General features: G+C 48.3%; 17 protein-coding genes. 9 read left to right on the top strand and 8 right to left on the bottom strand.

Going from position 1 to position 19489, the window contains the following annotated elements; translation table 11 throughout:
* Positions 1–72: 72 nt before the first annotated feature.
* From addB to sbcC, 4 genes are all read left to right on the top strand, one after another.
* Positions 73–3573: a helicase-exonuclease AddAB subunit AddB gene (gene addB / locus M1D90_RS15880; RefSeq protein WP_145654186.1), complete on the top strand. Its 3501-nt coding sequence runs from the start codon at positions 73–75 to the stop codon at positions 3571–3573.
* Complete coding sequence (addA, locus tag M1D90_RS15875) at positions 3560–7252, top strand: helicase-exonuclease AddAB subunit AddA (protein WP_145654187.1); 3693 nt, start codon at positions 3560–3562, stop codon at positions 7250–7252. The genes addB and addA overlap by 14 nt, the downstream gene beginning before the upstream one ends.
* Positions 7253–7317: 65 nt before the next feature.
* Positions 7318–8499, top strand: coding sequence for an exonuclease subunit SbcD (gene sbcD, locus M1D90_RS15870; RefSeq protein ID WP_059231169.1), 1182 nt, complete (start codon positions 7318–7320; stop codon positions 8497–8499).
* A complete protein-coding gene (sbcC, locus tag M1D90_RS15865; RefSeq protein ID WP_128822813.1) occupies positions 8496–11888 on the top strand; it encodes an exonuclease subunit SbcC in 3393 nt (1130 codons plus the stop codon). The genes sbcD and sbcC overlap by 4 nt, the downstream gene beginning before the upstream one ends.
* A gap of 44 nt (positions 11889–11932) precedes the next feature.
* On the opposite strand, the gene M1D90_RS15860 is transcribed toward sbcC, so the two are convergent.
* The 6 genes from M1D90_RS15860 to M1D90_RS15835 are packed head-to-tail and all read right to left on the bottom strand — an operon-like array spanning position 11933 to position 13872.
* Complete coding sequence (locus M1D90_RS15860) at positions 11933–12151, bottom strand: spore germination protein (protein WP_016885923.1); 219 nt, start codon at positions 12149–12151, stop codon at positions 11933–11935.
* A 55-nt stretch (positions 12152–12206) separates the two neighbouring features.
* A complete protein-coding gene (locus tag M1D90_RS15855) occupies positions 12207–12590 on the bottom strand; it encodes a spore germination protein GerPE (RefSeq protein WP_105979079.1) in 384 nt (127 codons plus the stop codon).
* Positions 12587–12769 carry a spore gernimation protein GerPD gene (locus M1D90_RS15850; RefSeq protein ID WP_105979078.1) on the bottom strand — a complete coding sequence of 61 codons (183 nt, stop codon included), beginning with the start codon at positions 12767–12769 and terminating at the stop codon, positions 12587–12589. The genes M1D90_RS15855 and M1D90_RS15850 overlap by 4 nt, the downstream gene beginning before the upstream one ends.
* Entirely contained in the window at positions 12766–13371 is a 606-nt protein-coding gene (gene gerPC / locus M1D90_RS15845) for a spore germination protein GerPC (protein WP_039072655.1), read from the bottom strand. The genes M1D90_RS15850 and gerPC overlap by 4 nt, the downstream gene beginning before the upstream one ends.
* Before the next feature lie 21 nt (positions 13372–13392).
* A complete protein-coding gene (locus M1D90_RS15840; protein ID WP_039072656.1) occupies positions 13393–13638 on the bottom strand; it encodes a spore germination protein GerPB in 246 nt (81 codons plus the stop codon).
* 12 nt (positions 13639–13650) lie between these two features.
* On the bottom strand, positions 13651–13872 hold the full coding sequence (locus M1D90_RS15835; RefSeq protein ID WP_096747992.1) for a spore germination protein: 222 nt from the start codon (positions 13870–13872) through the stop codon (positions 13651–13653).
* 186 nt (positions 13873–14058) lie between these two features.
* Here M1D90_RS15835 and M1D90_RS15830 point away from each other — a divergent pair, with 186 nt between their 5' ends.
* Positions 14059–14352, top strand: a complete 294-nt coding sequence (locus M1D90_RS15830) for a DUF3784 domain-containing protein (RefSeq protein WP_128822808.1) — start codon at positions 14059–14061, stop codon at positions 14350–14352.
* Between the two features lie 82 nt (positions 14353–14434).
* On the opposite strand, the gene M1D90_RS15825 is transcribed toward M1D90_RS15830, so the two are convergent.
* Both M1D90_RS15825 and M1D90_RS15820 read right to left on the bottom strand, forming a co-directional pair.
* Positions 14435–14617 carry an aspartyl-phosphate phosphatase Spo0E family protein gene (locus M1D90_RS15825; protein ID WP_020450876.1) on the bottom strand — a complete coding sequence of 61 codons (183 nt, stop codon included), beginning with the start codon at positions 14615–14617 and terminating at the stop codon, positions 14435–14437.
* Between the two features lie 162 nt (positions 14618–14779).
* Positions 14780–15865, bottom strand: a complete 1086-nt coding sequence (locus M1D90_RS15820) for a CotH kinase family protein (RefSeq protein ID WP_025811689.1) — start codon at positions 15863–15865, stop codon at positions 14780–14782.
* A 165-nt stretch (positions 15866–16030) separates the two neighbouring features.
* Here M1D90_RS15820 and cotG point away from each other — a divergent pair, with 165 nt between their 5' ends.
* From cotG to rsgA, 4 genes are all read left to right on the top strand, one after another.
* Positions 16031–16570, top strand: coding sequence for a spore coat protein CotG (gene cotG / locus M1D90_RS15815; RefSeq protein ID WP_145654188.1), 540 nt, complete (start codon positions 16031–16033; stop codon positions 16568–16570).
* A 152-nt stretch (positions 16571–16722) separates the two neighbouring features.
* Entirely contained in the window at positions 16723–17628 is a 906-nt protein-coding gene (locus tag M1D90_RS15810) for a fumarylacetoacetate hydrolase family protein (RefSeq protein ID WP_020450879.1), read from the top strand.
* A 139-nt stretch (positions 17629–17767) separates the two neighbouring features.
* Entirely contained in the window at positions 17768–17977 is a 210-nt protein-coding gene (locus M1D90_RS15805; RefSeq protein WP_023856615.1) for a hypothetical protein, read from the top strand.
* A 424-nt stretch (positions 17978–18401) separates the two neighbouring features.
* Positions 18402–19454 (top strand): ribosome small subunit-dependent GTPase A, encoded by a 1053-nt coding sequence (rsgA, locus tag M1D90_RS15800; RefSeq protein ID WP_023856616.1) that lies wholly within the window; start codon positions 18402–18404, stop codon positions 19452–19454.
* The last annotated feature ends 35 nt before the right edge of the window (positions 19455–19489 follow it).

The raw sequence follows: 19489 nt of genomic DNA, 5'->3' as shown, positions 1-19489 counted from the left end.
GTTTTGGAGAATGGTTATTTTGCAGATGTTTCGATAGAATAAAGAGTAAGAAACAGAAAGGAGACGAGCTTAGTGGGAGCAGTATTTTTATCAGGCAGATCCGGGAGTGGGAAAACGACCTTTATCCTGAATGAAATCAGAGAAAAACTTCGTGATGAACCGCTCGGAAAACCGATCATTTTTCTAGTCCCGGATCAAATGACGTTTTTAATGGAATACGAGCTTAGCAAAACACCTGATTTGGGCGGAACTATCCGCGCCCAAGTGTACAGTTTTTCAAGGCTTGCCTGGCGAGTGCTCCAGCATACCGGAGGCATGAATCGGCCGTTTTTGACGGGGACGGGCATTCAGATGCTGCTGCGGAGACTGATTGAAGAGCATAAGAGCGAGTTTAAAGTCTATCAAAACGCAAGCGATAAAAGCGGATTTACGGAGCAGGTGGAACGGATGCTGACCGAATTTAAACGGCATTGTCTGCAGCCTGAAAGGATCCGGGACATGATAGAGGGGACGGGCAAATCGGAATACGAAGATGAACGGATCCTTTCCGATAAATTGCACGACTTATATATTTTATACAGCAAGCTTGAGGAAAATCTGGAGAATCAATATGTTCAATCTGAGGATTATTTGACGCTTTTGGCCGAGCAGATTCCGTATGCGGATGAGATTAGAAACGCTGCCGTTTACGTGGACGGATTTCACCAATTTACGCCACAGGAGATGAACGTGCTGGAACAGCTGATGGTACATGCGGAGGAGATCACTTTTTCGCTGACGGCGGATCAGCCGTTTACGGCCAACAGCCCGAATGAGCTCCATCTGTTCAGAATGACCGGGAAGGCGTACTATGACCTTTACCAGAAGGCGAAGGAACTTGGCCTTGATCCGTCAGAAGTGCGGCTGGAAGAAACGAAACGGCACCAGCAACATTCGGAGCTCCGGCACCTTGAACGCTATTTTGACGAGCGTCCTGCAAAACCGTATCGCGGACGGACGGAATCGCTCCGCATCATGCAGGCGTCGAACAGAAGAACCGAGATTGAAGGAATTGCGCGCGAGATTCATTCTTTAATTCGCCAGGGCCGCTTCAGGCTTAGGGATATCGCCGTTATTGCCCGCAATGTTGAAGATTATAAAGATACGATAAAAGAAGTTTTTAAAGACTGCGAACTTCCTTTTTTCATAGACGGCAAGGAATCGATGCAAAATCATCCGCTCATTGAGCTGATCCGTTCGACGCTTGATATCATTAAAGGAAACTGGCGGTATGAAGCGGTGTTCCGCTGTGTCAAAACGGAACTTTTATTCCCGGAAGGACAGCCGAAGGAACGGCTGCGCGAACAGATTGACCAGCTTGAAAACTACTGTATTGCGTATGGCATTAAAGGAGACAGATGGACAAGCAAAGATCCGTTTGTTTACAGAAGGTACTCTTCTCTGGATGAGGATTTTGCCAAGACAGACAAAGAGATTGAAACGGAAAATATGCTCAATGAACTAAAGGGCTGGATCGTTCCACCGATCCACAGGCTGCAGAAGCGCTTGAAAAAAGCTGAAACCGTCAGGGAAATGGCCGAAGCCGTTTACCTTTATCTTGAAGAAGCCGATGTTCCGATGAAGCTTGAACAGGAAAGGCGGCTGGCCGAAGAAAGCGGTAGGATTGCAGAGTCGCGCCAGCATGAGCAAGTATGGGATGCCGTTATTCAACTGTTGGACGAGTTTGTTGAAATGATGGGCACAGAGCGGATATCGTTTGCTTTATTTCAGCAAATGATTGAAACGGGCTTGGAGTCTTTGAAATTCGCGCTGATTCCGCCCGCTCTTGATCAAGTGTTTATCGGCAATATGGACCTTTCAAGGATGTACGGCACGAAATGCACATTTCTCATCGGTGTAAACGACGGCATACTTCCGGCGAGGCCTTCGGACGACGGCGTGCTTTCAGACGATGACCGGGAGTGGCTGAAACGAAACGGCGCACAGCTGGCGGCGACGGGTCGAGAGCAGCTCTTGGATGAGAATTTTCTGATCTACATGACGCTTTCCAGCCCGTCTGAAAAGCTCTATGTCTCCTATCCGATCGCAGATTCGGAAGGGAAGACGCTGCTTCCTTCAACAGTGGTGAAACGGCTGAATGAGCTGTTCCCGGACGGCGAAGAGAAGATGCTGATTCATGAACCCGAGCAGCTGGACGACGAAGCCCAGCTTGAATTTCTCGTGAATAAAGGCGCCGCCTTGAGCCATTTGGCAGGGCAGCTCGGCATTTGGACGAGGCAGTATGCGATCAGCGATGTATGGTGGAGTACATACAACTTTTTAATGAATGAGCCTGACCGCATCTTTTCTCAAAATATCCTGTCCAGCCTGTTTTTCAGAAACAAGGTCGAAAACTTGAACCGGCATGTGAGCCGCGATTTATATGGGGAGCACATTCAGGGAAGCGTGTCGCGGATGGAGACGTTCAAAGCCTGTCCGTTTTCCCATTTTGCTTCGCACGGTTTAAAGCTGAAGGAACGTCAATTTTTCAAGCTTGAAGCTCCGGATATCGGTCAGCTGTTCCACTCGGCGCTGAAGCTGATTTCAGATCGGCTTCACGAGCTTAAACTGGATTGGCGCGACTTAACGAAAGCCCAATGCGAGACTTTGTCAAGCGATGCAGTTGAACGGCTCGCGCCAAAGCTGCAAAAAGAGATTTTGCTCAGTTCGAACCGTCATCATTACGTGAAGCAGAAGCTGCAAAAAATCATTGCCAGGGTATCGGGCATTTTAAGCGAGCATGCAAAAGCAAGCGGGTTTGCCCCCGTCGGCATCGAGCTCGGATTCGGGGGGAAAGGTCCGCTTCCTCCAATGCGTTTTACCTTGAAGAACGGCTGCACAATGGAGCTTGTCGGCCGGATCGACAGAGTGGATAAAGCGGAGAGCTCAAAAGGGCTGCTGCTTAGGATTGTCGACTATAAATCAAGCGATAAAGGCCTCGATTTGGCCGAGGTGTATTACGGCCTCGCCCTGCAAATGCTGACATATCTCGATTTGTCGATCACACATTCAACCGATTGGCTCGGCATGAAGGCATCCCCTGCAGGCGTGCTTTATTTTCATGTGCACGATCCGATGATCCAGGCTTCGGTGCCGCTCGGCCTTGATGAAATAGAAAAAGAGATTTTCAAAAAGTTCAAGATGAAAGGGCTGCTCTTGGGAGACCAGGAAGCGGTCAAGCTGATGGATACCACGCTGGAACAAGGCAGGTCGAACATGATCAGCGCAGGCTTGAAAAAAGACGGCTCGCTCCGTTCGGATTCTGACGTTATTGCAGAAGAGGATTTTCATGTATTAAGGCGCCATATCCGCCGGACATTTCAGAAGGCCGGCGAGGAGATCACAGACGGTAAAGTGTCGATCGAGCCTTACAAGCTAAAAGACCGGACACCGTGCACATATTGTTCGTACCGGTCATTCTGCCAGTTTGACGAATCGCTTGAGGAAAACGAATACCGGATATTAAAACCCGAAAAAGACAACGTGATTTTGGAGCGGCTGAAAAAGGAGGATGAGACAGATGGAGATTTCTAAACCGAAGGGCAGCAATTGGACTGATGACCAATGGAAGGCGATCGTCTCATCCGGCCGGGACATTTTAGTTGCGGCAGCGGCCGGCTCCGGAAAAACGGCCGTGCTGGTTGAGCGGATCATTCGGAAAATAACGGATCAGGAACATCCCGTAGATGTCGACAGGCTGCTTGTCGTCACCTTTACGAATGCATCTGCGGCTGAAATGAAGCACAGGATCGGCGAAGCACTCGAAAAAGAGCTTGCCGAAAATCCGGGATCGCTTCATTTGCGCAGACAGCTTGCTTTATTAAACAAAGCGAGCATATCAACATTGCACTCATTCTGTCTTCAAGTCATCCGCAAATACTATTATTTGATCGATGTTGATCCGGCTTTCCGGATCGCCGATCAGACGGAAGGCGAGCTGCTTGGCGATGAGGTGCTGGACGAGCTGTTTGAAGAAGAATACAAAAAGCAAGATCCGGCCTTTTTTGAACTTGTGGACAGATATACGACAGACCGTCATGACCTCGATTTGCAGCATCTCGTCAAGCGGGTCTACGAGTTTTCCCGTTCGCATCCCGATCCGGAAGGCTGGCTTCACACATTTGTTGATCTGTATGACGCGGCTTCAGATACGAAAGTTGAGGCTCTGCCGTTTTATTCTTACATTAAAGAAGACATCGCACTCGTTCTGGAGGGGATGCGGCAAAAGCTGACGCGTGCGCTTGATTTGACGAAGCAGCCAGGGGGGCCTGCGCCGCGCGCCGAAAATTTCCTCGATGATTTAGCGCAGATTGACAGGCTGATTCAGCAGCAGAATGATTTTTCGGCTCTGTACGAGCTTGTACCGGCCGTTTCGTTTCAAAGATTGAAGCCGTGCAAAGGAGATGCGTACGATCCTCGATTGGTTGATGAGGCCGCAGATCTCCGCAACAGCGCGAAAAAGCAACTTGAAAAGCTGAAAAGCGATTATTTTAGGCGAACTCCCGAGCAGCACCTTGAGAGCTTGAGGGAAATGAAGCCGGTCATTCAGACGCTCGTCCAGCTCGTGTTGGAGTATGGCAAGCGGTTTGCGGACGCGAAAAAGGAAAAAGCGATCGTCGATTTCTCAGACCTTGAACACGACTGCCTTGCGATTTTATCCGGGAAAAACCAAGCCGGCGAAGCCGTGCCGAGCGAAGCGGCGAAGTTTTACCGCCATCAGTTCCATGAAGTGCTTGTTGATGAATATCAGGATACGAACTTGGTCCAGGAAGCGATTTTAAAGCTCGTCGCCAAAGAGGAGCATGAGGGGAACCTGTTTATGGTGGGCGATGTCAAGCAGTCGATTTACCGGTTCCGCCTGGCAGAACCGCTTTTGTTCCTCTCGAAATATAAACGCTTTACAGACGATGGCTCGGGTTCCGGTCAAAAAATCGATTTAAATAAAAACTTCAGAAGCCGTTCAGATATTTTGGACAGCACGAACTTTTTATTCAAGCAGCTCATGGGAGAAAAGGTCGGGGAAGTCGAATATGACGAACAAGCCGAATTGAAGCTTGGCGCGTCTTATCCGTCGAACGAAGCGACAAAAACGGAGCTTCTGCTCATCGAAAACCAGAGCGGCGCGCAGGATGAAGAGGCTGAAGAGCTTGAGGCGGTCCAGCTTGAAGCAAGAGCGATCGCCGGACAAATCCGCAGGCTGATAACAGAAAAATTTCAAGTATATGATGCCAAAGCGAAAGCGTCGCGGAACATCCAGTACCGTGATATCGTGGTGCTTTTGCGGTCGATGCCTTGGGCGCCGCAAATTATGGACGAGTTTAAACAGCAGGGGATTCCGGTATACGCGAACCTCTCAACGGGTTATTTTGAAGCGACAGAAGTATCGGTCACACTGTCTTTATTAAAAATCATCGATAATGCTTATCAGGACATCCCGCTTGCGTCCGTTCTCAGATCGCCTGTTGTAGGTCTTGACGAAAATGAGCTTTCCTTGATCAGAATCAAGGATAAAAAAGCGCCGTTTTACGAAGCGATGAAAGCATACCTTTCTGCAGCAGACGGCGATGAGAGGCTCAGCGAAAAGCTTCGCCGCTTTGACGCCCTGCTCAAAAAGTGGAGAGCGTATGCGAAAAACCACTCTGTGGCAGAGCTGATCTGGGAAATCTACCGGGATACGAAGTATTTGGATTATGTCGGCGGAATGCCGGGCGGAAAACAGCGGCAGGCCAATTTGCGCGCGCTTTACGACAGGGCGAGATCCTATGAAGCGACATCGTTCCGCGGTTTGTTCCGCTTTTTAAGGTTTATTGAGCGGATGCAGGAGCGGGGTGATGATCTCGGAACGGCAAGAGCTCTGAGCGAACAGGAAGACGTTGTTCGGCTGATGACGATCCACTCAAGCAAAGGGCTTGAATTTCCTGTCGTATTTACCGCCGGTCTCGGACGAAATTTTAATATGATGGACTTGAACAAGTCTTATCTGCTGGATAAAGAACTCGGTTTCGGAACGAAGTTTATTCATCCGAAGTGGCGGATCAGCTATCCGACGCTGCCGCTGATCGCGATGAAGAAAAAGCTCCGCCGCGAGCTTTTATCAGAGGAGCTGCGCGTCTTGTATGTCGCTCTTACCCGGGCCAAGGAAAAGCTGTACCTGGTCGGGACGGCTAAGGATAAAGAAAAGCTGCTTGCCGACTGGCGGTCACAAGCGGCGGGGTCTGAGTGGCTGCTTCCGGATTATGAACGGTTTCAGGCGAAATCTTACCTGGATTTCATCGGACCTGCTTTGATGAGACACAGAGATATGGATGAATCCGGCGCGCCGCTGGTGATTGATGAGATCCGTGAACATCCGGCGCGCTTTCAGGTCAGCTGGCTGTCGGCCGCGGATCTTCAAGCAGAAGATATTGATCAGGCCGGTGAAGAAAGACACGGCCGGCTCTCCCAAATTCAAATGGGGCTTCCGATCGATGGTTCGTTTGAGTATGAGCAACAAGTCAGAGAAAGGCTGACATGGTCATATCCATACAAAGACGCCGCCAAAGTCCGAACAAAACAGTCTGTCTCAGAAATGAAAAGGCAGAAGGAGTATGAGGATGAGTACGGCGACCGCTCGCTGATTCGCCCAACCAAGGATGCTCTCCTGTTTAAACGGCCGTCCTTTATGATGGCAAAAGGCCTGACCGCTTCCGAACGGGGAACGGCGATGCACACCGTCATGCAGCATATTCCGCTGACCCGTGCGCTTGAAATGAATGAGCTCAGCCGCCTCCTAGACAGGCTTGTTGAGAAAGAGCTATTAACAGAAGACCAGCGGGCAGCGATTGAGGAAGACGATATTCTCGCATTCTTTGATACGGAAATCGGACAAAAGCTTCTCGGCGCCCGCCGCGTCGAACGGGAAGTTCCCTTTAACATGACGCTGTCCGCCAAAGAGGTTTATCCTGATCTTGAGTCAGCCGACGAACCTGTATTGATACAGGGAATTATCGATTGTTTATTCGAGACGGAGGACGGTTTTTACCTTCTTGATTACAAAACCGACCGGATACACGGAAAGTACCGAAACGGATTCGAAGGGGCCGAACCGATTTTAAGGAAGCGTTACGAAACACAAATTCAGCTTTATGCACGAGCCGTTGAAACGATGATTAAAATGCCGCTCAAAGGGCGTGCACTGTACTTTTTTGACGGAGGACATGTGCTCTTATTTTAATATGAAACCGGCGTCCCCCTGACGATTTCGGGGGGAGCTTTAATGAAAAGAGAGGTGAGGCACACATGCGAATTTTACATACAGCGGACTGGCATTTGGGAAAAACGCTTGAAGGGAGAAGCCGCCTGAAAGAACAGGCGGACTTTCTTGAAGAGCTCACAAGGATCGTAAAAGATGAAAAGATCGACGCCGTTATCATGGCCGGAGACGCATTTGACACAGTGAATCCGCCTGCACTGGCTGAACAGCTTTTTTATGAAAGCCTCTCCGCCTTGTCTGACAAAGGAAACCGTCCGGTCGTCGTGATTGCCGGCAACCATGATAATCCGGACCGCCTTTCCGCGGCCTCTCCGTTAACGACAGACCATGGCATCCACTTGATCGGGTACCCGAAGACTGAGCCAGTTGATATAGAAGTCGCTTCTAGGGGGGAGATCCTGTCAGTCGCAGCGCTCGCCTATCCTTCCGAGTCCAGACTGAATGAAGTGCTGTCGGAAACATTTGACGAAAAACTGCTGCGCGACCAGTATGATGAGAAAATCAAGCAGACCTTTCAGCGTATGTGCGGCAAGGCGAGAAAGGATGCGGTGCAGATTGCGGCAAGCCATATTTATGTGGCGGGCGGCAGCCAGACGGATTCTGAGCGGCCGATCGAAGTCGGAGGCGCATATACGGTGGCTGCGGAAAGCCTGCCGGAAAACGCCGCCTATGTGGCGCTCGGGCATCTTCATCGCCCGCAGACGATCAAACGGGCCCGCACGCTTGCCAGATATTCAGGTTCACCGCTTGCCTACAGCTTTTCTGAAGCGGGATACGCAAAATCGGTCACCATTGTCGAAGCCGCACCCGGTCAAACGGCATCATGGGAAGAGGTCCATTTGACGAGTGGAAAACCGCTCGTTAAATGGAAGGCGGAAAAAGGGATGTCCCAAGTATACAGCTGGCTGGAGGAAGAGCGGGACAAAAACGCGTGGATCGACCTTGAAATCCATCTGACAGACCAGCTGTCGATTGAAGAAATTCACCGTTTGAGAAAAGCGCATCAAGGCATCATCCATATTCGTCCGGTTTTTGAGGAAGCCGCCTCGGATGAAGAGAAGATCCGGTCCAGAAACGTTCCGATTGAAGAACGGTTTATAGCGTTTTATGAAAGACAAACCGGTGGAGCGGTTCCCGATGAAGAAACCGTCAAACTGTTTCTGGAGCTCGCCGCAGGATCGGAACAGGAAGAGGGTGATGAAACATGAAGCCGATTTCTCTGTCTATTAAGGGGCTGCACAGTTTCAGGCAGGAGCAGGTGATCGATTTTGAGCGCCTGTGCGATGCCGGTGTATTCGGTATCTTCGGGCCGACCGGAAGCGGCAAGTCGTCGATTCTTGACGCGATGACTCTTGCTTTGTATGGGAAGGTGGAGCGGGCCGCCAATAATACGCACGGTATTTTGAATCATGCCGAAGATGAGCTTGCTGTATCGTTTACGTTTAAGCTGCAGACAGGCCATGAGACGGCTTATAAAGTGGAACGGGTCTTTAAGCGGACAGATGCCGTCAAGGTCAAAACATCGATCTGCCGCTTCATTGAAATGAAAGAGGAACAAATCGTTCTGGCCGATAAAGCGAATGAAGTAAACCGGAAAATCGAAGAGCTGCTGGGCTTGACGATCGACGATTTTACAAGGGCAGTCGTCCTGCCGCAAGGTAAATTCGCCGAATTTCTTTCCTTAAAAGGAGCGGAGCGGCGGCAGATGCTTCAGCGCCTGTTCAACCTCGAACAATACGGGGACAGGCTCGTCAAAAAACTGAAGAAACAGGCGCAAACAGCGCAGGCTAGAAAAAATGAGATGCTTGCCGAGCAGGCTGGATTGGGCGATGCGGGGGAAGAGGCGCTGAAACAGGCGGAACAGCATCTCGAAGAAGCTGAAAGCCTTTTGCAAAGCAAGAAGCGCGAACGAGACGCAGAAGCGCAGCGCTTTGCGGAGTATCAGGAGATTTGGAATCTGCAGCAGGAAAAAGAAAGCTATCTAAAAAAAGAGGCGGAGCTTTTAAAGAAACAGGAACAGATTCGGGAAAAAGAAAGCCGCCTGCACCTCGCCGAAACGGCAAATACGCTCAAGCCTTATGCAGACGCCTTGCTGGCAGCGCGGGAAGATGCCGAACGCGCACACCGGGAAGAAAAACAAGCGCGGGAACAATTAGAACAATATGAAGAGCTTCATAAAAAAACAGAGCGCGAGTACGAGGATTTCAGGCGTCTTAAAAATGAAAAGGAACCGGAGCTTCTCAAGCAAGAAGAACAGCTCACCGCTTTGAAGGAAATTGAAAACAAGCGGCTAGCCGCACAGGCCGAGGCCGAGAAGAAGCAGCGCGAACAGCGTTTGAAAGAAGAGGAAATCAAGCATGCGGCAGACGAGCTGGCCAAGGTGAAAAGTCTGCTTGAACGCGGGACAGCCAAGCAGAATCAGCTGAAAGCGGAGCTGAAATCTGTCCAGGTATCTAGCGAAGAGCGTAAAAACTGCCGAAATGCCAATCAGCTTGCTTTTCACATTCAACAGCTTAACAACGATGCCGCTTTAGAAAAGGAACGGCTTGGTCAGCAGGAGACGCTGATTAAAGAGCTCCAGCAAGAACAGCAAGCGGTGGATCAAAAGGTAAAAGCTGAAACCGAACGCATCGAGGCATTGTTTGCCGCTGTCGAACGAGCGTACGCGCTCGTTTGCGAAACAGACAGATCGCTCTCTGAGACCATCCGTGTGGCATCTCAAAAAAAAGAAGAGATTGCGGCAAAACGGGAACAGGCAAACCGTGATCAGCTGGCAATCGAACTGGCAAAGCAGCTCAAAGACGGAGAGCCTTGTCCGGTCTGCGGATCTGTACATCATGAAATGCCCGCCCGCGTCGGCATAGAAAGCCTGTCCTTTAAAGAGGCGGATTCCGAACTGGAGAAAACGGAAGCCATCATCGCTGAAGCCGGTGCGCTGGCTCAGGAGTTTTTCTCGGCCAAAGTGGCACTCGAACAGCAATCCGACCACCTGGTGAGCGAATGCCCGTTTTTAGTCAAGAGCAAACATGAACTGCCTGAAACCGCTGCATCGATAGAAGAAGGCACCATTCCCGAACGGTACAACCGCATCAGCTTTGAATGGAAAGGAATCAGACAGGATCTCGCCGAGACAAAAAGCAGGATGTCCAAGCTCCTTCACACATATAAAGAGCTCTGCAAGAAACGCGACCAAATCAGCGAGCGACTCAGCCATGAAGAAAGGGAGCGTAACAGGCTTCAAAACCGCGTCCGCGAATTAAATGACCAGTTAAATGAACGCCGAAAAAGCTTCGGCGAACAATTCGACGGCCTCTCTTATGAACAGGCTGAAAAATGGCAAAAAACGATTGAAGAAAAAGATCTGGCCGCAGAGGAATTCGAAAAGCGTATCGAAACGAGCGTCGGCTTTCTCACAAAACATGAACAGCAAAAAGAGAAGCTCACCGAGCGCTTGTTTGCGCTTGATAAAGAAAAGCTCGACCTCCGCTATGCGGTCGAAAGCCTTAATAAAGAAATAAACGATTATCAAAAAGAGCTGATGGGCTATCCCGATACAGCTGCGATCGACAAAAAGCTTCAAGACGTGAAAACGCAATTGGCCAAGCTGCATGAGCAGGAACAGACGCTTTACGGACGGCTCAAAGAGACCGAATCCGAAGTCAGCCGTTTAAGAGGACAGACAAAAGGGTGTGAGCTCGCTTTGCGTGAAGCGGAAGCAAGGCTTGCGAAAGCGTCGGACATCTGGCAGGAAAAATCCGGAGGTACACCGTTTGAAAAGGCCTCTGAAGTGAAAGCGAGCATTTTAGACCGCGATGATCTTGCCCGGCTGAAAGAAGACATTCAAATGCATTGGGATCAGACAAAACAGTGCGAGTCCAATATCAAGCGGATTACGGAAAAGCTTGATGGGAGATCGGTTTCTGAGGAGAGTTGGGAAAAAGCCGCCGTCACGAAGGACAAAGCTGAGGAGGCATTCAGCAAAGCCTTGGAAGAAAGGGGCGCGGCCGGCAAAGCTCTCGCCGTCATCCGCGAGAACCATAAAAGGTTTAAGGAACTTGAAGCATCATTGGCTGAATGGCAGACATACATCGACCGTCTTGATAAACTCCAAGCCGTCTTTAAAGGAAACAGCTTTGTTGAATACTTGGCAGAAGAGCAGCTTGAAAGCGTCACAAGAGACGCATCTGCAAGACTCGGCGAACTGACAAGACAGAGGTATGCGATTGAAGTCGACTCAGAAGGCGGTTTTGTGATGAGGGACGATGCCAACGGCGGAGTCAAGCGTCCTGTTACGAGTCTGTCAGGTGGGGAGACGTTTCTGACTTCACTGGCGCTTGCGCTTGCACTTTCGGCACAGATCCAGCTTCGCGGAGAGTATCCGCTCCAATTCTTCTTTTTGGACGAAGGGTTTGGCACGCTTGATCAGGATTTGCTGGATACGGTCGTGACCGCATTGGAGAAGCTTCAGTCTGACAATCTGTCGGTCGGTGTGATCAGCCACGTTCAGGAACTTCGGGCCAGGCTGCCGAAGAAGCTGATTGTCCATCCGGCTGAACCGAGCGGCAAAGGCACAGCTGTATCGCTTGAAATGATTTAACCTGATAACCAAAAAGCAGCCTTCTTCTAGTGGAAGAGGCTGCTTTATGCATTTCCGACAACATTCTGGTCGCTTACATCCGGGTCTATATAATTTGTCGCGTTTATACCATTGTTGACGATAAGGAAATCTCCAGTATTACCAGCACCAGAACCGAGTGCAGACTTTGAAGAGCTTTTTGGAGATAGATAAAAAGAATCGCCGAAATTCACTACTCCTCCTGAGATTTCATTGATTTTAATGGGTCCGACAATGGCTGGCATGATTGATCGACATCCTTTATAGAAGTCTCTGAACCAGTATATGTCGGCCGGGCGGTTATTGTGAGTTCCTTGCAGGAGGAAGCTTTCTGATATGTTTGACTCTCGCCTCGGAAATCATGCGGCGCGTCGAACCAACCTGAAAAACTGAAGAAGAAGATACCCCGGCAATTTTTACAGCTCTGACTCGAATGACGGGAACCTCATGGAAAAAAGCTGATGAGACGCCGGTTTCCGGTAATAAATGTGGTATCGGCTGCTGAAAGAGAGGGAAATCTTCCTGATTAAATGAGCCTTCATTTCCGAAAAAAAGTGAAAGGTAGCGCTGAACAGCGAGAATTTTCACTTTAGGAATAATCTCTTCGACATCCCCGATTTGCAGCGTGCTGGTGATCCCTACTGAATGAACTTTCAAAAACTTTACTTTTGACGTTCTGATCATCTTGATTCCGGCGCCAGCGGGACAAACGGCCCGACAATGAGAGATTCAGGCGGTGTATCAAAAATTGATGACAGGGAAATGCATTCTGTATCTCCGATTAAAAAAACAGATGAGCTTGAAACCCCGGTAATGTTAATATTACCTACATCCAAACAGCGGTTCACAACGGTAAAATTCATGTGTTTTCATTTCCTTTCATTTCGTCAGGAATCGATTTGAGAAAGTGTTCGATTGCCCGTGCGATATCACGCTTCACATAATCGGCCAGCCGTTCTGCATGCTCGCGGGGCTGGATGTTTTCGTCAGGCTGCACATGTTTGACGTAATAGCGGATGCGGCTGTCGATTTGCTTTCTGATGTCTTCGATGATATGGTGGCGGTTTGTATCGTCCAGTTTACTGTCATACCGGTCTTCCAGCTGTTCCAGCAAACGAGGGGTTTCTTCGTTTAAGTAGGCATCGACGAGCTGTCTCGTTTGCTGCATCAGCTGGCCGTCGAGTTCCTGCTGCAGCATTCCGATACCTGGCGGCTGCTGGCTGATTTCAAAGTTTTCCACCTGGTCAGGATCTGTCGGATTAAGCCCGATGTTGAGCGTTCCGTCCAAGCGTTCAATTTTTAATTGATCAAATTTGTATTCGATCCGGTCAATCCGGGTACCGGGATTTTCTTTCAGCTGGTTCAATTCCGACTGCAATGCGGCAATCTGCCTTTCGAGGCGCTGGATTTGCGCATCCTGCTGCTGCAAATACCCATACCAGTTCTGTGGATTGCTTTGTTTCATGAGATTACACCCCCGTGTATCCTATGGTACTGTAACAGAAGGAGCATGAAGAGGAACGAGAGTTGGTTGAGTCCCGTCTTCAAAAGCGTCGTCAAAAACTTCGCCGCCGGCGACAGGCGGGGCTGCTTCCGTGTAGCTCCCTGTATTATAAAGGTTGGAAAGTGTTTTAATGGAGCCCGCGCTCCCGATCTGCAAGACGGAAGAGTTGCTGATGCCTTCGACTCTTAAATAGTTGATTTGAATCGATTGGTTGATATAAAAATTCATGCCCCCACCTCCTTACAGGTTGCCTGCGAGCGGCTGATCAATCATATCGTTGTCATATGTGTTGGTGATGCTGTTCTGGTTATATACGCTGAGTCCGTCTCCGGTATTGAAACTGCCGGCGCCTGCGAATGTTTTAACTTCTGCATAAGGAGAAATCGTGATGCAGTCTCCGACATGAACAACGCCGCTCGTACCGACGGCATTTACTTTAAAAGCTCCGACAATAGCTGGCATGATGGCACACCCTTTAAGTAATCACACGTTTTTTATGGGCTATACACCATATCCTATGTTGATTAGGCGCTTTTGTGATAAAAAAAGAGGTTTTGCCGTGAGTGCTGATCACATGCGGGTGAAACTTATCAGATTGGAAAACGTATGAATAAGAAAAACGGTGCGATAAGGGAAGGGGGAGGAGACATGTATTTTCAATTGAATGCGGTGTCAATTGCTGCAGCCCTGCTGTTCTTTTCAGCAGCCTATGCAGTCGGAATAAAAAAACAAACTTGGATATTGCGGGGATTTCGCCGGGAAAGAGTAAGGGATCAGGATAAGCTGGCCAAAATCGCAGGGTATTTCTTTTTGAACAGCGGATTTTTGTTATTCTTGAACGGGTTTGTTTATATTCCGTATCAAGAGTCCTTTACACCTTCGGTCATTCTTGCCTACGGTGTGTGCACGATGATTTATGTTCAAAAAACAATGGCCGAATAGCCAAAGCTGCGACCTGAAATCATTGGATGAGGAAACGGAGGAGAGGGAAGGCCGGGCATCAGGCGCAGCTTGCAGTCGGAGGTCATGATGTATGGCGGCCTTTTCTTTCTTCCGCATGTATCACGCAGTTCTCATCCTTTTGCATTCGTTGGTTCAGCAAGTTGTCCAATTCCTGACTGCATTGAATGGCCTCTTTGGAGTTGATGCCGAATTTTTCGGCAGCTTCAAATAAGGCCAGTCTTTTTGCTTCAATTTTATTGTTCATCATGGCAGTCTCCAACTTTCGATTTGTATTTTGAGTCGGTGATTTCAGGTATTCAGCAATGATGTTCCTTGATATTGCTAGTATACCTTATTTTGTGTTAAAGGGATTTTTTTCGCCAATATGACAAAAAATGTGACATTTTTTTTGAAGGAGAGCGCCCGTTTATAATCGGGAAAGCTCGAAAAGCAGAAACCGCTTCCTCTGTTCGATAAAATGGAAAATTTGTTTTTGCTCATCTTCGAGTCGGCTGTATGTGACGGTTGTATAAGGATCATATTCAAGAAAAGGCGCGATTGTCTCATGCCAGTCTACCGCAAACCGCGAAAGCCGACTGATTGTAAATTGGCGGTGCAAGACGTTTTTCATTAAATTGAAGTATTGGGACTGAAAAGCCGGGATGTCGAGCAGTCTCGCAGACAGTGTATTATAGCCTTTCGCCGGAATCCTGTTATGTTCCATTTCTTCCCCGTGAATATTCCGTCCCCATGTCGCGTCATAATCCCATGGAATAATTTGAAACGTTTTTGTGCGATCGTTTAAATAAAGCGCATAGTTATGGACGAAGCCGTCGAAGTTTTGGGTGCAGACGGCGCCGATGAGCCACAGCAAATATTGTTTGACATCGAGATAGCGTTTGATTTCCTTTTCAAATATGTCGTCTTTTGCGGTATTAATAAAGTAGATAAATTCCTGGAGGTAATCATCGTGGCGGCTAGACCCCGTTTTTCTTTCATATCCCTGCATGAGATTTTGCTTAGCCTTTTTATCGAAGGAGCTCAGCAGAGAAAAATTAGCATCGTCATCAACGGCATAATAAATGGCCCCCCTTTCTAAATTTCTCCTCTTTAAGAAATGATCGTCAACAGATTCGATTTTTAAATAGATGCCTTCTTTTTTTTCGTTGAGATAAAGGAAAGCGTGCGATGCTGCCGGCGCAAGAACGCCGATTTGTTCAAAAAAATGAAAGGATAGCCTGTTTCTGATGAAAGACGGGTCGTGATATTCGGCGTTCAAATGAAACGCAGCTTCTTCAGCCTTTTCTTTTCTGTCCGGATATTGAATGAAATAGGACTTCTTTGTCAGTTTGCGGGTATGGGCCCCTCTGTATGACACTGCGACAGGCGTCTTTGCTGAACCGGTCAAGAGCATGCCCGGAACGGCTTCATCACTCCAGACGTCTTTTTTCAACTCAAGCAGATGCTTCGGATGAATGTGCAGCCTGAAGGCCGGCAAGGCAGTGGCACTCATCATCATTTCCTCCTTTTTCAGCTGACATATCATATGTGAAAACAGCCAGTCCCGGAAGCGGACCGCCTAAGTTTGAACAAAAACAGTCATTTGCCTCAGTACACTTGTCTTTACGGTGCGTATGATAAATCAGGACATAAAAAAGGAAGAACAGGAGGTTACAAGATGAGTGGTGTCCATGATCATGACATTAAAGAGGCGGTAGATCAGCTGAAGAGCGAAGGCAGAGACCATTATTTAGACCGGGAACCCGAAGAATCCGCCGGCTCGGGAAAAGAGCGGCGTCCGCATAACATTTGGGATCTTTGGTGGGGGATCAAGCCGGACAGAAGCAAAAAACATCATAAAAGCAAGAAGCATGACGACCATGAAAAACCGGATAAAAGCAAGCACGACAAAAGCAAGAAACCCGACAAAAGCAAGAAACCCGACAAAAGCAAGAAACCTGATGACTGCAAGAAACCCGACAAAAGCAAGAAACCTGATGACTGCAAAAAGCCTGACAAAAGCAAGAAACCTGACGGCTGTAAAAAACCGGATAAAAGCAAAAAGCCTCACGATTGCAAAAAACGGGATAAATGCAGAAGTAAACGCCCCGATCATCATCGCTGCAAGAAGACTCACCATCATAAACGAGGCGGCTATGAAACCATTACAAAATGGTCTGACGGAAATCTGACCGAAGTCATCTACCGGAAAAAATAAGAGAAGCGGCTTACTGCATGGTGAGCCGCCATTTTCTTTTCCGGGAAGGAACGCCCGGGACTTTCGAAGCTGTTTGCTGAAAGCGAAAAGGAATTTTCGTTTTTTTAGAGAATATGTAGAATAGTTTTAAATCATACTGCGGGGGAATATTTATGAAGTTTGCGACAGCAAAGCTACACAGCCGTACATTTGTAGGGCTTGTCATGGATGAGAAGATAATGGATTTGCAAAAGGCGGAAAAAAAGCTGTTTGAGCTTGAAACGATACCTGAAACGCTTATCGAATGCGTAAGCGAGGGAGAGAAGTTTGTCCGCCATGTCGAACAGCTAGTGGAATGGTCAAAAAAGAAAAACAGCGAAGAGAGCGGTTCGTATATTTATCCGCTGTCAGACGTTGATTTGCTTGCGCCGATTCCCGAACCGCGGAAAAACGTGATCTGCATCGGAAAAAATTATCGGGATCATGCGATTGAAATGGGAAGTGAAGCAGATATTCCCGAACATATCATGGTGTTTACAAAAGCGCCGACTTCGGTTATCGGCCACATGGAAGGGATTGATGCCCACGAAGGCGTGACAGAGGCGCTCGATTATGAAGGCGAGCTCGCGGTTGTCATCGGCAAAACGGGAAAGAACATCCCGAAAGCTGAAGCCCTCGACTATGTGTTCGGCTATACGATCATCAATGATGTGACGGCGCGCGATCTGCAAAAGAGGCACAAGCAGTTTTTTATCGGCAAAAGCCTTGATACGACTTGCCCGATGGGGCCGTTTCTTGTACATAAATCAATGATTGAAGATGCAGGCGACTTGAGGGTTGAGACGAGAGTGAACGGCGAACTCCGCCAGTCGGGCAGCACAGAGGACATGATTTTTCCGATTGCGGACATGATCGAAACGCTGTCTAAAGGAATGACGCTTGAAGCGGGGGATATTATCGCAACCGGTACGCCGTCAGGAGTCGGCAAAGGCTTTAATCCGCCAAAGTTCCTCCGAAAAGGCGATCAAGTCGACATTACGATCGAACCGATCGGAACGCTTTCCAATCCAGTGAAATAAAAAACTTTTATAAAAATATGCGAGATTGCCAGGGGGCTATTTTTCGAATCAACGGCAAGTACACAGCCTGTTTTCGACATGTGTTATGGCTGCTCGCAGATTGTTTATCAATAATGATTGATGTTTGGGAGGAAAGAAATTGTTCTTTAGAAAAATGACGGAAAAGGAAAAGAAAAGTACTGAAAAAGCGACAAAAGTAGGATTTGTTTTTTATATGATTGCTTTATCGGTAAGTTCCGCATATTCATTTTTTATAGAATCAGGATTTAATATTTCATTTTTGATTTTAATGGTTGGTTTAATCGTATTTTTTACCAGTGATTTCATATTCAATAAAATCACTGGCTAAAATGAAATGGAAGACAGACAAGCCGCTCAGCCGATCTGTAAAATGATTTGAGACACTGGGTGAAATGTTATCCCTGCCTGATAAAGGAGGATCTCGAAGGAAGGTTCAGGCAGAGTTTTGGCTGAAACGCTTTCCAATCCAGTGAAATAAAGGATTGTCAAAAGATTGGCTTTAGCATATAATGAAGCTGTCAAACTTTTTAGAAATGAGGGATGTGTGATGAGAATGGATATTGTCTTTTTTGCCCAACAAACGATCATTGCACAGCCCATGTAATATTTCGACTGGTATTCTTCAAATGGATCTGGTGATATTTCCATGGGCTGTCGAAGCGGCTCATGGAGTGTTTATATGTTGAGAGAGCCGTGTATTTGCGGCTCTTTTTTTGTTTGAAAAATCATCAGATCTTTAGGAGGAAACCACATTGAATTTATCTGCATTAGGCATCAAATATATCATGGAAGCTTTAAAGGACGAGGAAGGTCTGATTTTAGGAAGGATCGCCCTTGAGCATAAAAGGTTGTACCGGGTATGGACGGAAGAGGGAGAATGGCTGGCCGAAATCTCAGGCAGGCTGCGGTTTGAAGCGGAGAGCCGCGGAGACTACCCCGCTGTCGGCGATTGGGTGTATATGCGTCCACGCGGTGGCGAAAAGAAGGGAATGATCACGGAGATCGTTCCCCGGTTCAGCAAATTTTCGCGCAAAGCGGCGGGGGAGCCGGCAGAGGAACAGATCACCGCAGCAAACGTCAACACGATCTTTCTCGTCAATGCGCTCGGTCTGGATTTTAATGTGAGAAGAATCGAACGCTATTTGCTGCTGGCTTGGGAAAGCGGAGCCAATCCCGTCATTGTCTTGAGCAAAGCCGACATCGCTGACCGGATTGAAGAAAAGGTGCGCCAGGCGGAATCCGTGGCATTCGGGGTGCCGATTCATGTCATCAGCGCTCATGAAGGCAATGGGATGGATGAGTTGAAAGCGTATGTGAAACAAGGAGAAACCGTCGCCCTTTTAGGGTCGTCAGGCGTCGGCAAATCAACGATCATCAACTTTTTTCTGAACGAAGACAGGCAGGCGGTCCAGTCTGTCCGTGAAGATGACGACAAAGGGCGGCATACGACGACACACAGGGAAATGTTCTTGCTGCCTGAAGGCGGACTTTTAATCGATACGCCGGGGATGCGGGCATTGGAGCTTTGGGAATCGGAAGAAGGATTCAGACAGAGCTTCAGCGATATTGACCAGCTTGCAAAAAACTGCCGATTTTCAGACTGCATGCATCAAACAGAACCCGGCTGCTCCGTGCAGGAGGCGCTGGCTGACGGCAGACTCGATGCCGGCCGGTTCCAAAGCTACCTGAAATTAAAAAAAGAGCTCGAATACCTCGAAAGAAAAACGGATAAACGGGCCGCGCAGCAGGAAAAAAAGCGGTGGAAACAGATAACGAAAAGCATGAAAAAGAACAAACGCAAATAAATGAAAAAGGCGCTGATGAATGATCTCAGCGTCTT

The sequence above is a fragment of the Bacillus sp. JZ34 genome, from assembly GCF_053903205.1.
The sequence above is the reverse complement of the archived record's forward strand: the minus strand, read 5'-3'. Positions and strand labels throughout refer to the sequence as shown.

Excerpts from the sequence above, each read along its gene's own strand:
- addA (WP_145654187.1), top strand. The coding sequence starts at position 3,560 with ATGGAGATTTCTAAACCGAAGGGCAGCAATTGGACTGATGACCAATGG.
- sbcD (WP_059231169.1), top strand. The coding sequence starts at position 7,318 with ATGCGAATTTTACATACAGCGGACTGGCATTTGGGAAAAACGCTTGAA.
- sbcC (WP_128822813.1), top strand. The coding sequence starts at position 8,496 with ATGAAGCCGATTTCTCTGTCTATTAAGGGGCTGCACAGTTTCAGGCAG.
- M1D90_RS15860 (WP_016885923.1), bottom strand. The coding sequence starts at position 12,151 with ATGCCAGCCATTGTCGGACCCATTAAAATCAATGAAATCTCAGGAGGA.
- M1D90_RS15855 (WP_105979079.1), bottom strand. The coding sequence starts at position 12,590 with ATGATCAGAACGTCAAAAGTAAAGTTTTTGAAAGTTCATTCAGTAGGG.
- M1D90_RS15850 (WP_105979078.1), bottom strand. The coding sequence starts at position 12,769 with ATGAATTTTACCGTTGTGAACCGCTGTTTGGATGTAGGTAATATTAAC.
- gerPC (WP_039072655.1), bottom strand. The coding sequence starts at position 13,371 with ATGAAACAAAGCAATCCACAGAACTGGTATGGGTATTTGCAGCAGCAG.
- M1D90_RS15840 (WP_039072656.1), bottom strand. The coding sequence starts at position 13,638 with ATGAATTTTTATATCAACCAATCGATTCAAATCAACTATTTAAGAGTC.
- M1D90_RS15835 (WP_096747992.1), bottom strand. The coding sequence starts at position 13,872 with ATGCCAGCTATTGTCGGAGCTTTTAAAGTAAATGCCGTCGGTACGAGC.
- M1D90_RS15830 (WP_128822808.1), top strand. The coding sequence starts at position 14,059 with ATGTATTTTCAATTGAATGCGGTGTCAATTGCTGCAGCCCTGCTGTTC.
- M1D90_RS15825 (WP_020450876.1), bottom strand. The coding sequence starts at position 14,617 with ATGAACAATAAAATTGAAGCAAAAAGACTGGCCTTATTTGAAGCTGCC.
- M1D90_RS15820 (WP_025811689.1), bottom strand. The coding sequence starts at position 15,865 with ATGAGTGCCACTGCCTTGCCGGCCTTCAGGCTGCACATTCATCCGAAG.
- cotG (WP_145654188.1), top strand. The coding sequence starts at position 16,031 with ATGAGTGGTGTCCATGATCATGACATTAAAGAGGCGGTAGATCAGCTG.
- M1D90_RS15810 (WP_020450879.1), top strand. The coding sequence starts at position 16,723 with ATGAAGTTTGCGACAGCAAAGCTACACAGCCGTACATTTGTAGGGCTT.